General features: G+C 67.9%; 11 protein-coding genes. 7 read left to right on the forward strand and 4 right to left on the reverse strand.

Annotated elements, in window-relative coordinates:
• Window positions 1-173: 173 nt before the first annotated feature.
• Window positions 174-1,250, forward strand: a complete 1,077-nt coding sequence (locus NFL01S_RS11685) for a YihY/virulence factor BrkB family protein (RefSeq protein ID WP_084492603.1) — start codon at window positions 174-176, stop codon at window positions 1,248-1,250.
• Between the two features lie 8 nt (window positions 1,251-1,258).
• Here the strand turns inward: NFL01S_RS11685 and NFL01S_RS11690 are convergent, their stop codons facing one another.
• Window positions 1,259-1,495, reverse strand: a complete 237-nt coding sequence (locus NFL01S_RS11690; protein WP_033242248.1) for a DUF3039 domain-containing protein — start codon at window positions 1,493-1,495, stop codon at window positions 1,259-1,261.
• 95 nt (window positions 1,496-1,590) lie between these two features.
• On the opposite strand from NFL01S_RS11690, the gene NFL01S_RS11695 reads away from it, so the two are divergent.
• The 3 genes from NFL01S_RS11695 (at window position 1,591) to NFL01S_RS11705 (ending at window position 4,746) form a co-directional block, all read left to right on the forward strand.
• A complete protein-coding gene (locus NFL01S_RS11695) occupies window positions 1,591-2,031 on the forward strand; it encodes a DUF3099 domain-containing protein (RefSeq protein WP_084492604.1) in 441 nt (146 codons plus the stop codon).
• A gap of 51 nt (window positions 2,032-2,082) precedes the next feature.
• On the forward strand, window positions 2,083-3,600 hold the full coding sequence (locus tag NFL01S_RS11700; protein WP_084492605.1) for a DUF7782 domain-containing protein: 1,518 nt from the start codon (window positions 2,083-2,085) through the stop codon (window positions 3,598-3,600).
• A 177-nt stretch (window positions 3,601-3,777) separates the two neighbouring features.
• Complete coding sequence (locus NFL01S_RS11705) at window positions 3,778-4,746, forward strand: sigma-70 family RNA polymerase sigma factor (protein WP_062974337.1); 969 nt, start codon at window positions 3,778-3,780, stop codon at window positions 4,744-4,746.
• Between the two features lie 203 nt (window positions 4,747-4,949).
• On the opposite strand, the gene NFL01S_RS11710 is transcribed toward NFL01S_RS11705, so the two are convergent.
• Together NFL01S_RS11710 and NFL01S_RS11715 are read right to left on the reverse strand one after the other, a co-directional pair.
• A complete protein-coding gene (locus NFL01S_RS11710; RefSeq protein WP_062974612.1) occupies window positions 4,950-7,652 on the reverse strand; it encodes a bifunctional acetate--CoA ligase family protein/GNAT family N-acetyltransferase in 2,703 nt (900 codons plus the stop codon).
• A complete protein-coding gene (locus tag NFL01S_RS11715) occupies window positions 7,645-8,910 on the reverse strand; it encodes an acetoin utilization protein AcuC (protein ID WP_062974610.1) in 1,266 nt (421 codons plus the stop codon). Before NFL01S_RS11715 ends, NFL01S_RS11710 begins: the two co-directional genes overlap by 8 nt.
• A 183-nt stretch (window positions 8,911-9,093) precedes the next feature.
• Between NFL01S_RS11715 and NFL01S_RS11720 the strand changes: the two genes are divergently transcribed.
• Both NFL01S_RS11720 and galE read left to right on the forward strand, forming a co-directional pair.
• The gene (locus NFL01S_RS11720) at window positions 9,094-9,780 is read left to right on the forward strand and encodes an iron-dependent transcriptional repressor DtxR (RefSeq protein WP_033241493.1); all 687 of its coding nucleotides are present in this window, start codon (window positions 9,094-9,096) and stop codon (window positions 9,778-9,780) included.
• Window positions 9,781-9,783: 3 nt separating this feature from the next.
• Window positions 9,784-10,764 (forward strand): UDP-glucose 4-epimerase GalE, encoded by a 981-nt coding sequence (gene galE, locus NFL01S_RS11725; RefSeq protein ID WP_062974339.1) that lies wholly within the window; start codon window positions 9,784-9,786, stop codon window positions 10,762-10,764.
• A 14-nt stretch (window positions 10,765-10,778) separates the two neighbouring features.
• Here galE and NFL01S_RS11730 read toward each other — a convergent pair whose 3' ends face one another.
• The gene (locus tag NFL01S_RS11730; RefSeq protein ID WP_062974341.1) at window positions 10,779-12,128 is read right to left on the reverse strand and encodes a DUF4192 domain-containing protein; all 1,350 of its coding nucleotides are present in this window, start codon (window positions 12,126-12,128) and stop codon (window positions 10,779-10,781) included.
• A gap of 414 nt (window positions 12,129-12,542) precedes the next feature.
• Here NFL01S_RS11730 and NFL01S_RS11735 point away from each other — a divergent pair, with 414 nt between their 5' ends.
• Window positions 12,543-13,478, forward strand: a complete 936-nt coding sequence (locus NFL01S_RS11735; protein WP_062974343.1) for a PAC2 family protein — start codon at window positions 12,543-12,545, stop codon at window positions 13,476-13,478.
• Window positions 13,479-13,554 lie beyond the last annotated feature (76 nt).

The following is a 13,554-nucleotide window of genomic DNA, read 5'->3' on the forward strand; positions in this document are numbered from 1 at the left end:
AGACAAACACTAGCGGCCGTCGCCGCCATGGCGCCAAACCGGCGCGGCCGTCGCGACGGGTGTCACACCTCGATCCCATCGCATCGGGTAACCGGTGATTCACCTGCCGCCCGCCGACACGTTCACCGTGCGCCACGCCACAGGGTGCGCGGGTGAGAGATGCTGGACTGATCATGCACAGCTACGGGAACGGACACGGGAGCCCGCGCGATACCTCGTGGCTGCGGCATGCCCTCGTCCAGACCCGGCGGCTGATCGTCCGGGTGGCGGTGAAGTCGTGGAACGATTCGATCTTCGCCAAATCCGCCGCCGCGGCCTTCTGGCAGACGTTATCGCTGGTCCCGCTGTTGTTCGGGTTGCTGGGCGGCCTGGGGTACGTCAGCGGCCTGTTCGGACCCGACACCGTCGAGATCGTCGAATCGAAAATCCTGACCTTCAGCCGTGATCTGTTCAACCCCAGCGTCGTCACCGATCTCATCGAACCGACGGTCCGCGATGTCCTGGGGCAGGGCCGTGCCGCGTTCGTCTCGGTCGGCTTCGTGCTCTCGCTCTGGGCGGGCTCGTCGGCGATGGCGACCTTCGTCGACGCGATCGTGGAAGCACACGGCCAGCAGGACGCGCGCCATCCTGTCTGGCAGCGTATCTTCGCCCTGCTGTTGTACGTCCAGTTCCTGATCGCGGCGGTGTTCATCCTGCCGCTGGTCGCCCTGGGGCCGGTACTGATCGGCCGGATCCTGCCCGATACCTGGCGCGAACCCGGGCTGCGACTGATCGATTCCTTCTACTACCCCGCGGTGGGCCTACTGCTCATCGTCGGCCTGGCCACGCTGTACAAATTCGCTCTGCACAGTTCACTGCCGTATCACCGGCTGTTCTGGGGCGCGCTGCTGGCCGGGGTGTTCTTCATGGCGGCCAGCGAAGTGCTGCGCCGATACCTGACGCTGGTCACCCGCACCGGTGTCACCTACGGCGCGCTGGCCACCCCGATCGCCTTTCTGCTGTTCACGTTCTTCCTCGGTTTCGCGGTGATCCTCGGCGCCGAGTTCAATGCCGCCGTACAGGAGTTCTGGCCGGCGCGGGCGACCCGGATCGAACAGTTCAGGGCTTGGCTGGCCAAGCGACGCGATACACCGCCGGGGGAGGACCATGAGCCGCCGGAACCGGGTTCGCACCGGATCCCGCCGCAGCGACGCGGGCAGACACGCCACAACGGCACCGGTGGCAAACCGGCGCCGTCGACCATGCGCTGATCCGGCGTTCAGTCGCCCTTACGCAGCTGCTCGTAGACCTTCTTGCATTCGGGGCAGACCGGCGAGCCGGGCTTCGCCGAGCGTGTCACCGGGAAGACCTCACCGCACAGCGCGACCACCATCGTGCCCATCACGGCACTCTCGGCGATCCGGTCCTTCTTCACGTAGTGGAAGAATTTCGGGGTGTCGTCACCGGTGGTTTCGTCGGTGGTCGTATCGGGGCGAACCAGAGTATCGGTACTCACGCACTCCATGATGCCGTACCGCGCGGCCGTCCTCACGCACCGCCGGGTACCCACCGGGGTTACGCCCACGCCGCGGTAGTGCAAGACTCGAAGGTATGCAGCAGCACGGCGAAGACTCCGGGCGCGGCTCGGAGCATATCGACGCCGGTGCGAGCGGTCTCGGTGAAGACATCGGCGCACCGCGGCCGGCCCGTCCCACCCGTTCGTCCGGATACTTTCCCGGTGACGACGCGAAACACGCGGCCCTGATCACCGAGGCGGCGCCGTCGTTCCAGGACCAGCATCGCGCCCGGGTACGCCGCTACACGATCATCATGGCGTTCCGGATCCCCGCACTGATCCTGGCCGGTATCTCCTACTCGGTGTTCGGGAACGCTTTGATCGCGATCCTGATCATGGCGGCATCCGTCCCCCTGCCGTGGGTGGCGGTGCTCATCGCCAACGATCGCCCGCCCCGGGACAAGAACGAGCCCAGCCGCTGGGACCCACCGCGCACCGCGCTCGAGGAACGCCGCCACGACGCGATCGACGGATAACTGCCGCGTCCGGACACCGGCAGCGCCGCACGCGAGTGGCAGAGTACTGCTGTGCCCATACACGGATCGCCCGCCATCTCACCGCTGACCGCACTGTGCCCGGACCTGCGCGCGGCCCTGATCCGTGTGGGCTACGACGCCGACACGCTACTCGAGGTCCTGGGTCCCGAGGTACACAGCGCCCTCGGTCGCGGTGAGCCGGTACCCGTGCGGCGCGTCGCCCGTACCGCGGGCGATCTGGGCACGCTGGTGCGGCTGCTGCTGCTCGGCGATGCGGTCCCGGAAGCCGAAGTTGCCGCGGCACTGGCACCGGTCGTGGTCGCCGACGCCGTCGCAGCCGGCCTCCTGTCCACCGAGGGCGATCTCGTGCGCGCGGCCCTCGACCTGCGCCCACTCGATACCGGTGCGGGTAACCGGTGGGTTCTGTCCGACCTCGACGATTCGATGCATCGCCGGACGCTGACCGAGGACCACGTACTCGGCGTCGGTCACGCCTCGTTGTCGTTGCTGCGGGCGACACCGACCGCCCCCGTCGGCTCGGTGCTGGATCTCGGTACCGGCTGTGGCGTTCAGGCGGTGCACGCCGCCGGATACGCCCGCTCGGTGACCGCCACCGATATCAATCCGCGCGCGCTGTGGCTGGCCGAAGCCACCGCCGCGCTGAACGAACTCGATCTCGAACTCCTCCCCGGATCCTGGTTCGAGCCGGTGGCCGGGCGCACGTTCGATCAGGTGGTCGCCAATCCCCCGTTCGTCGTCGGTCCGGCGCGGATCGAGCACACCTACCGGGATTCCGGGCTCGCCCTCGACGGGGCCAGCGAACTGGTGCTCTCCCGTATCCCGGACCTGCTCGTGCCCGGCGGGACTGCGGCCGTACTCGCTGCCTGGGTCCACACCGAGGAGGAGGATTGGCGGCAGCGCGTTTCCGGCTGGCTGCCCGCCCAGGGTATCGACGCATGGGTCGTCCAGCGTGATATTGCCGACCCGGCGCTCTACGTCGGCACCTGGCTACGCGACGCCGGCCTGGATCCGCGGAGCCCGGCGGCCCAGGAACGCGCCGAGGAATGGCTCGCCGCCCTCGACGCGGCCGGCGTGACCGGGATCGGGTTCGGGTTCGTCTACCTGCGTGCGTTCGACGGGCCGACAGAGATCCTGGCCGAGGATCTGACCCACGGTTTCGAGGACCCGCTCGGCGCGGAGGCGCTCGCTCATTTCGAACGGTCGGCGTGGTTGCGTGAGGTAGCAGCCGAGCCGGCCCGCGCGTGGAAATCCCGCTACCGGGTCGATCCGGCGACGGCGCTGGAACGGGTCTATCTGCCCGGCGACAACGGCTGGGACCGGCAGGTGACCCGCCTGCACCGCGGCGACGGGCCGCGCTGGCAACACGAGGTCGACGAGATCACTGTCTCCCTGCTGGCGGGAATGCGATCCGACGGTCTGCCGTTGTACGAACTGATCGAACTGCTGGCATTGTCCCAGGGATTCCACGAGGTGGACCCGGAATTTGCGGCGGCGGCGCTGGGAGTGGTCATGAGCTTGGTGCGGCACGGACTGGTGCACCCGGTCTAGACGCTCATCCAGCGGCAGTGGCCGTTCCGGTGTCCCGGACCGTTCCGTTCTCAGGAACTTCTCAGAACGCAACGCTGAAAACCGCAGTTCAGAGCGGTTTATCCGCGCCTGGCGAGGGAACTTTCCCTATGTCGGGTCCGTTGTTCGGAGTGAGACACCACCGACAGGAGGCAAGTCATGACAAGCCCCGCCACCACTCGTGTGCGCCCCAGTGATATGGACCTCGACGCCCAGAGCCCCGCCGCCGACCTGGTACGCGTGTACCTGAACGGGATCGGCCGGACCGCGCTGCTCACCGCCGCCGACGAAGTAGAACTGGCCAAGCGTATCGAGGCGGGTCTCTATGCCCAGCACCTGCTGGAGACCGGCAAGCGTTTGTCGGCGACCCGCAAGCGTGATCTGGCGATCGTCGTCCGGGAGGGACAAGCGGCACGGTCGCACCTGCTGGAAGCCAACCTGAGACTGGTCGTCTCGCTCGCGAAGCGGTACACCGGCCGCGGGATGCCACTACTGGACCTGATCCAGGAGGGCAATCTCGGCCTGATCCGCGCGATGGAGAAGTTCGACTACGCCAAGGGCTTCAAGTTCTCGACCTATGCCACCTGGTGGATCCGGCAGGCCATCACCCGCGGTATGGCCGATCAGAGCCGCACCATCCGACTCCCGGTTCATCTCGTGGAACAGGTCAACAAGCTCGCCCGGATCAAGCGCGAACTGCATCAGCAGCTCGGCCGGGAAGCCACCGACGCCGAACTGGCCGCCGAATCGGGTATCGCGGTGGAGAAGATCTCCGATCTACTCGACCACAGCCGCGATCCGGTGAGCCTGGATATGCCGGTCGGCAACGACGAGGAAGCCCCGCTGGGCGATTTCATCGAGGATTCCGAGGCGACATCGGCCGAAAACGCCGTGATCGCCGGCCTGCTGCACCACGATGTCCGCAGCGTGCTGAATACCCTCGACGAACGCGAACAGCAGGTCATCCGATTGCGGTTCGGGTTGGACGACGGGCAGCCGCGCACCCTCGATCAGATCGGCAAACTGTTCGGTCTGTCCCGCGAACGGGTTCGCCAGATCGAGCGTGAGGTCATGTCGAAACTCCGCAAGGGCGAACGAGCCGACCGGCTGCGCGCCTACGCCAGCTGAGTACCGGACACTCGAGAGAAAACCAGCGATGACCGGCCTCCCGGCCGGTCATCGATCGTTCGGTGAGCATCGGCTGCGTCCTGCGCGCTGGTCCGGCACCCGCTGCGGCCACGGACCGCGGGCAGTGGCCCGCTGCGGGTGGCGCCACAGCCCGCAGGCTGAACGCGGTCGATATTTCTCCCGGTCGGGATCGATAACGAGCTTCAGCCCAGCCGACGAGGACCCGTGTCGAAACGGCTCGGCTGCGGACCGATCCGGGCTCGGGCGTACAGGATCGCGGCCGATTCCGGGCTGGCCAAGACCGGCTCACACGACAGTTCCCGCATCTCCGGGAGGTCGTCGAACAGCGCCGATATACGCCGGGTCAGGTCGATCAGGGCGGCCTTGTCGACCCGGGGACTGGCCGGTGTGCCGTTCAGCAGCGGCGCGGCCCGGGGGGCGTCGATCAGGGCGGCGGCCTCCTCTGCCGACAGTGGCAGCGCGCGATAGGCCCGATCACCCAGCAGTTCGATGATCGGGCCCGACAGCCCGAATTCGATGACCGAGCCGAACGCCGGATCGTCCTGTACCCGCAGCACGCAGCCGACCCCTTTGGGGGCCATCCGCTGGATATGCAGGAGCGGGTCGCCGCACAATTCCACCAAGTCACGGTAGGCCTGACGGACCGCTTCCGGCCGCCACAAGTCCAATCGCACCCAACTCATATCGGGCCGCCGCCGCCAGCTCTCGTTCGTCGCCTTTGCGGCCACCGGAAACCCGAGTTCGCCGGCGGCGGCCACCGCCGAATCGGCATCGCGGACCGCGCGGAAGTCGACGACGGAGATTCCGTAGCAGGCAAGGAGTGCGACTGTCTCGTCGTCGGCCAGCCGGCGGCCGCCACCGGAATCGCCCATCCAGCGAGCCATCAACGCGACCGCACGTTCGCTGTCGATCCCGGCCGGCCGGCACAGATCGGCTTCCGGCCGCGTGGTGCCGTCGTGCCCCGGAGTTACCGGGCGATCGCGCCAGCGCGCATAACGCTGTACCCGGGCCAGTGCCCGCACCGCACGCGCCGGATCCGGGAACGACGGGATGGAGCCGCGGATGGCCGCAGCCCCGGGGCCACGCACCGCGAGCAGATCGGGAATGCCGTCCCCGCCGGCGAAGGTGGTGAGTACCGGCTTATCACCGGATACGGTGGCCACCGCGGTGCGGATCGCTTCCGCGTAACCCGTCTGCGGCACCGGGATCGGGGGCGCGAAAATAACGATCACCGCGTCGGTTTCGTCCGCGCGCAAGGCCGCGGTGACGGCGGTGAGGTAATCCTCGGGCGTTGCCTGCGGCCCGAGGTCCACCGGTTCCGCGGCACTCAGACCCTCGCTACGTGCGGCGTCGGCGGTGAGCCAGTTGAGGGCCGTGCTATTTCCCACGATCGCCGGGCGTGGACCGCGCGGTAGCGGTTGGTAGCCCAGAAGCGCCGCGCAGTCGAACATCTCCGAGATCGACTCCGCCTGAACGACACCGGACTGTGCGAACAGGTCACGGACTACGGCGCGGTCCAGTTCTCCGCCCGAATCCCCGCGTGCCGCCAGCCGGCTCGGACTCACGGCCACGATCGGCTTGTTCCGCGCGACCCGGCGTGCGATCCGGGAGAACTTCCGCGGGTTACCGAAACTTTCCAGGTACAGCAGGATCACATCGGTATCGGCATCGGTATCCCAATACTGCAGGAGGTCGTTACCGGAGACGTCGGCGCGATTACCGGCGGATACAAAGGTGGACAGGCCCAGGTTCCGGGTCGCTGCCTCGGCCAGGATCGCCACGCCCAAAGGGCCCGACTGGCAGAAGAAGCCGATTCGCCCGCGACCGGGTAACACCGAGGCCAAGGTTGCGTTGAGGCCGATCGCGGGATCTGTGTTGGCGATACCGAGAGCGCTGGGACCGACCACCCGCATCCCGTGGCCACGGGCAGCCGCGACCAGCCCCGCTTCGGGCCCGCGGCCCTGTTCCCCCGTTTCACTGAATCCGGCCGACAACACCAGCAGACCCTTGACGCCCTTGGCCATACAGTCGTCGAGCACCGAACCGATCTCGGCCGCCGGCACCGCCACCACCGCCAGATCCACCTCCTCGGGGATATCCCGCACCGTCGGATAGGCGTGCACCCCACGCACCGAACGGCGGCCGGGATTCACGGGATATACGGCACCGTGGTACGAACCGTCGAGCAGATTCGCCAAGACCACCCCACCGACCCGCCCCGTACTGGGGGTGGCACCGATAACCGCCACCGAACGCGGCGCGAGTAGATTGCCGACGCTGCGGGCCTCCGAGGCCCGTTCGCGCGCGTTCCGGACCGAACGCAGCGCCTCGGTGGGATCGATGGCGAATTCGAGGTGCAGTACCGATCCGTCACGGCTGCGTTCCACCTGGTAACCGGCTTCCCGGAACACGGTGACCATTACCGTGTTCTCCGCGAGTACCTCCGCGACGAAGGTTTCGATCCCGTTCTCCGCGGCCGCCCCCGCCAGATGCTCCAGCAGAATCGAACCGAGGCCGCGGCCCTGGTGACCGTCCGCCACGACGAAGGCCACCTCCGCGGAACGCTTGCCTGAACGGTCGAGCAGTTCGTACCGGCCCACAGCGATGATCGAATCCCCGAGCACGACCACCAGACCGACCCGATCGCGATAGTCGACATGGGTAGTGCGGTACAGGTCCTTCGGGGAGATCCGGGGGTAGGGCCCGAAGTAGCGGAGATATCGGGTGCGTTCGGAAAGTGCGGTGTGGAACCGCTGCAGTTCGTCGGCGTCCGCGGGAGTGATCGGACGCAATCGCACCACACCGCCGTCGGAGGCCAGGACGTCGGCGTGCCAGTGCTGCGGCGCGGGGGCCGGGTCGTCGGGAACGGTTTCCGATTCAGTCACGCGGGTCCTCCGGATCCAGGCCGAGCGGGCCGAAGCACGCGCGGCGGGTGGCGAGGACGGCGGTATCGACCGCACGCTGTGCGCGATCGATCCGGGCGTCCCCGGTTTCCGCGGTCCCCCCTGGACCGTCCCAGCGCTGGAACGCGATATCCACACCGTCGCCCATCGTGCGGGGCGGCGATATCCGCGGCCTTTCGGTGTGCACGAGATCGATCCAATCCTGCGGTATCGCGGTCGCCGGGTCCACCGGACGGTCCAGAGCGAGTGCCAGGAGCTGGGTCCACGCCCGCGGCACCACTCGAACCAAGCCGTACCCGCCGCCACCGACCGCCAGCCAGCGGCCCTCGGCATACCGATCGGCCAGATCCCGCATGGCGGCAAAGGCGGCTACCTGTCCCTCGATACCGAGTTCGAGATCGGCCAGCGGATCCTCCCGGTGGGTGTCGACTCCGCACTGGCTGACGATCAGCTGCGGACGGAACGCCGCTATCGCACCGGGTACGACCGCATGGAAGGCGCGTAACCATTGCGGGTCGCGGGTGCCCGGTAACAGCGGAAGGTTGATCGCAGTGCCGTCACCGGATCCGCTGCCCGTTTCCTCCGGCCACCCCGTATTCGGCCACAGCGTCGCGGGGTGCTGGTGGATCGAGACAGTGAGTACGCGCGGATCCCGGTAGAACGCGTGCTGGACGCCGTCGCCGTGGTGGACGTCCACGTCGAGGTAGGCGATCCGGTCGAAACCGTGGTCGAGCAGCCAGGAGATCGCCACCGCGACGTCGTTGTAGACGCAGAAGCCGGCCGCCCGCCCCGGCATGGCATGGTGCATTCCGCCGCCGATACTCACCGCACGCCGGGTGGTTCCCGCCGCGATCGCCCTGGCTGCGGCCAGCGTGCCGCCCACGATCACCGACGAGGCCTCGTGCATCCTGGGGAATACCGGGTTGTCGGTGGATCCGAGACCGTAGGGCGGGTCCACCGGTTCCTCGCCGGGTGCCGCTGCGGGCACTGCCCGGCGTACCGCCTCGATGTAGTCCCCGGTGTGCACGCGGAGCAGCTCGCCGGTATCGGCCGCGGCCGGCTCCAGCGTTTCGATACCGTCCAGTACACCGAGCGCATGCGCCAGCGTCATGGTGTACCGCAGCCGGGCCGGTTTCATCGGGTGCTCGGGCGTCCAGGAGTACTCGAGAAACCTGTCGGTCCACACGACGGTCGCCGCATGCGGGTCGTCGCATCGTGCCTGCGGTGCTGAAGTGGCCATGATCGCAACCGTATCGGGAAGGGCGGGACCCCATCCGACGTTGTCATGCAGTAGAAATACATGTATGTGCGACAGCGGTGCCGAACCGCGCGCCGCCGGTTTTCCCATCGCGTCACGCGACCCGCTCCGTCCGACCGGGGTCGCTGGTGCGCAGGTAGAATTCGTGCCGACGAAGGGGCAACAGTGAAGGATCTGGTCGACACCACGGAGATGTATCTCCGTACCATCTACGACCTCGAGGAGGAGGGCGTAGTACCCCTGCGCGCCCGGATCGCGGAGCGCCTCGAGCAGAGCGGGCCGACCGTGAGCCAGACCGTGGCACGGATGGAGCGCGACGGGCTGCTCCTGGTCGCGGGTGACCGGCATCTCGAGCTGACCGACAAGGGGCGCAGCATGGCGGTCGCCGTGATGCGCAAACACCGGCTGGCCGAACGGCTGCTCGTCGATATCATCGGTCTCGACTGGCAGAACGTGCACGCCGAGGCCTGCCGCTGGGAACATGTGATGAGCGAGGATGTCGAGCGGCGGCTGGTCGAGGTGCTCAATCACCCCACCACCTCTCCGTACGGCAACCCCATCCCCGGTCTGGACGAACTCGGTATCAATGCCGCCGATCTGCTCGAGGAACCGCTGAAGCGGCTCTCCGAGCTGCCACAGGGCCGTACTCACGCCGTCGTGGTGCGGCGGCTGGCCGAACATATCCAGACCGATCCGGAAGTGATCGGCCGGCTGCGGGAGGCCGGTGTCGTACCCGATGCCCGCGTAACGGTCGAGAGCAAGCCGGGGGCCGTGGTGATCACCGTTCCGGGACACGGGGGTTTCGAACTTCCCGATGAAATGGCCCACGCCGTCCAGGTGAAGCTGGTCTGATCCATGAAGCTTCTGGTCACCGGCGGTGCCGGTTATGTGGGTGGGGTGTGCGCGCTCGTCCTGCGGGAGCAGGGACACGACGTGGTCGTGGTGGACGATCTGTCGACCGGTAATGCGGACGGGGTGCCGGCGGGGGTCGAATTCGTCGAAGGTGATATGGCGCAGATCGCGCCGGATCTGCTGCGCACCCGGCGCTTCGACGGTGTTCTGCATTTCGCGGCGCAATCGCTGGTCGGTGAATCGGTGCAGCAGCCGGAGAAGTACTGGCACGGCAACGTGGTCAAAACCCTCACACTGCTCGAGGCCATCCGGGAGACCGGAACTCCGCGGCTCGTGTTCTCCTCGACCGCGGCGGTGTACGGCGAACCGGAGCAGGTCCCGATCACCGAAGATTCCCCCACTCGGCCGACCAATCCCTACGGTGCGTCCAAACTCGCCATCGATCACGCGATCACGTCGTATTCGGTGGCGCACGGCTTGGCCGCCACGAGTTTGCGCTATTTCAACGTGGCCGGTGCCTACGGCGGCCTCGGCGAGAACCGGGTGGTGGAAACCCATCTGATCCCGCTGGTGTTGCAGGTCGCGGCGGGCCATCGGGATTCCATCTCGGTGTTCGGAACCGATTGGCCCACGCCGGATGGCACGGCGGTGCGCGATTACATCCACATTCTGGATCTGGCGCAGGCGCATCTGCTGGCCCTGGAAACCGCTACCGCGGGCACCCACCGGGTGTTCAACCTCGGCAGCGGTACCGGGTTCTCGGTGCGCGAGGTGATTTCGGCATGCCGGCGGGTCACCGGCCGGCCGATCACCGCGGTGGACGCGCCCCGCCGCGCGGGTGATCCGGCGGTGCTCATCGCCTCCAGTCAGCGGGCGGTCGACGAGCTCGGCTGGCAACCCGAGCACAACGATCTCGACGAGATCGTTTCCGCCGCGTGGGCATATCTGCAGAGCCTCGGCTCTCGGGCGCACAGCGCCCGCTGATCCCGGTACACCGTTCACCACTGTGCGGCGTCCATATCCACGCCGAGCGTGGCGGCACAGTCCTTGCCGCACCGCGCCAGGTCGCGGAGGCGCTCCGGGCGCATCCCGGCCTCCAGCGCGGTGTGCAGGAGGGTAGCCATGGAATGGTGCGGGTCCGCGTCGAGGGCGGCGTCCAAGGCGATCCCGGCGAGTGGACCGTCGCCGCGGGCGTAGGCGAAATAGCCGAGGAGCATGGCTGTTTCGGCACGGTCGGCGCCGCCGAGCGCCCGCGCCAGCCGGGACCACACCTGCTCGGCGGCCTCGGCGTGCACGGTGGCGGCGAGCGCGAACATGCAGTCGCGTAGCCCCCTGTCGCGTAATGCCACCGCGAGATCGGCGAGTTCGCGCGCCGCGAGATCGGCACCGGATTCGGTGTTCGAGATCAACCAGAGCACGGTGACGAGTTCGCCGCGCAGGAATCCGATCGGGTCCTCCCGGCGGGCGGCCGCGGCGTACCGATCCTTGGCCCGGGCCTGCGCCGCACCCAGCTCGGCCGAAACCTGGGCACACAATGCGGGATCCGGTGCGATCAGCGCGGTGAGTTCGCCACGGCACCGCCGGATCGGCCGGCCGTCCAGGACCCGATTCAGCGTCACTCGGGAGGCCACCGGATCGGCGATCAGCCCGCGCCTGCCCGGCTCGGTGAGACTCCACCAGGGCCGGCCGCCACCGATCGAGTTGACCGCCCATACGGCCCGTACCGGGACGGCGGCGGCCGCCATCCGGCGCTGCAGTGCAATGAGGACCGGGACCGGTTGCGCCGGCGACGCTTCCGGGTCCGGCAATTCTTCGTCGACGAGGACGACGAGCACTCCCACCACACCGGGCCGGCCGCATACCCGCGATACCGCCGCGGCAACGGTGCCTTCATCGGACGCCCGCCCGGTGTCGGGCTGCCGGAGATCGCACCGGACCACGAGGTCGATGACTGCGCTGTCCGGTGCACCGGGTACAGCACACAGCACAGCCAGCACGAGCGAACGTTCGGGACGGAAACCGAGCATGGCGGGAATCGCCGCGATGAGATCGCCCGGATCGTCGAGCCGGGCCGGAGCAGGCCGGGTCAACCGTTCGTATTCACCGGTCGTTCCCTCGGCGCAGCGGAGCAGTGAGGACCCGGCCGGATTGCCGGCCCGGACAGGTGGCCGCCCGGGCTCGGCTTCTGTCGGCGCGGCCGGCCGAGCGGCCAGCGCCCGGGCGGTCGGGCAACGGCCACCTGTGCCGGTTCCGGTGGCTGCCCTGCCCGCGGGGGCCGGCCGCGAATGATCGGGTGCGTCGATCGGGGCGGCGGGAGATTGTGAGACGGAGGTCGCTGCGGGTGTCATGAGCCGATCATGCAGCGGGAGTTCTCCCTGCTCGCCGCCGCGAGCTGGGACGATGCGGCAACCAGACAAGTCTGTGGATAACTTCTGGTTTGTGTACGGATTCGGCTGTCCGGGGACCGGGTATGCGGTTCTGAGAAACCCTCGGGGCCGAAAACAGTACGTCCGTGCGAGGGCTGTGCCACACTCCCTTCGTTCACCGGCCGCCCACCACCCCGATCCGGAATCGAGGCCGCTCGGGGCCGGGAATTCACCGGCGGCGGCGGCTGTTGTCACCGCAGAGAGCCGATGCACGGCCCCGCGTGGTCGTTCATCGTCATGGGGGACAATAAAGTGTGATTCGCGGCTCGCGATGCGGCAGCGGACACAGCAGTTGCCCGACCGGCCGCCGACGGATCGCGCAGGAAGGAGTACGCGATGGATTACGAGTCGCGAATGTACGAACTGGAGTTCCCCGCTCCGCAGCTGTCATCCGACGACGGCTCCGGGCCGGTTCTGGTGCACGGCCTCGAGGGGTACTCCGACGCCGGCCACGCCGTCCGGCTTGCGACCACCCATCTGCGGGAAAGCCTCGAAAGCGAACTGGTCGCGTCGTTCGATGTCGACGAACTGCTCGACTACCGGTCGCGACGCCCGCTGATGACCTTCAAAACCGATCATTTCGCCGATTACGCCGAACCCGAGCTCAATCTTTGGGCCGTGCGCGATACCGCGGGCACACCGTTCCTGCTCCTCGCCGGGATGGAACCCGACCTGCGCTGGGAGAAGTTCACCACCGCGGTGCGGCTGCTGGCCGAACAGCTCGGGGTGAGCCGCAGTATCGGCCTCAGTGCCATTCCGATGGCGATCCCGCATACCCGTCCGCTGGGGGTGACGGCGCACTCCTCCAACCGCGACCTCATCCCGGACAACCAGCGTTGGCCCGGTGAACTACAGGTTCCGGCCAGCGCCTCCACCCTGCTGGAGTACCGGATGGCCCAGCACGGCCACGAATCGCTGGGGTTCTCGGTGCACGTCCCGCACTATCTGGCGCAGACGTCCTACCCCGAGGCCGCGCAGACCTTGCTCGAACATCTCGGCGAGAACTCCGGGCTGCAATTCCCGCTGGCGGCCCTCGGAGAGGCCGCGGCGCGTGTCCGTGAGCAGGTCAACGAACATATCTCCGGCAATGCCGAGGTGGAGACGGTCGTCCAAGCGCTGGAGCGCCAGTACGACACCTTCGTCACCGCTCAGGAACGCCAGTCCAGTTTGCTGGTCGGTGAGGGTGAACTGCCCAGCGGGGAGGAACTGGGTGCCGAGTTCGAACGCTTCCTCGCCGAACAGGGTGGCTACTCCGACGACGAGCAGAACTGAGCGAGCCGATCACCGGCACACGACCACCGTGCCGGTGTCCGGGACCGGGCACGACGTAGGGTGTCCCGGGTGGATC

It is taken from the genome of Nocardia flavorosea NBRC 108225, assembly GCF_001613385.1.
In the GTDB taxonomy this organism is placed as follows: domain Bacteria; phylum Actinomycetota; class Actinomycetes; order Mycobacteriales; family Mycobacteriaceae; genus Nocardia; species Nocardia flavorosea.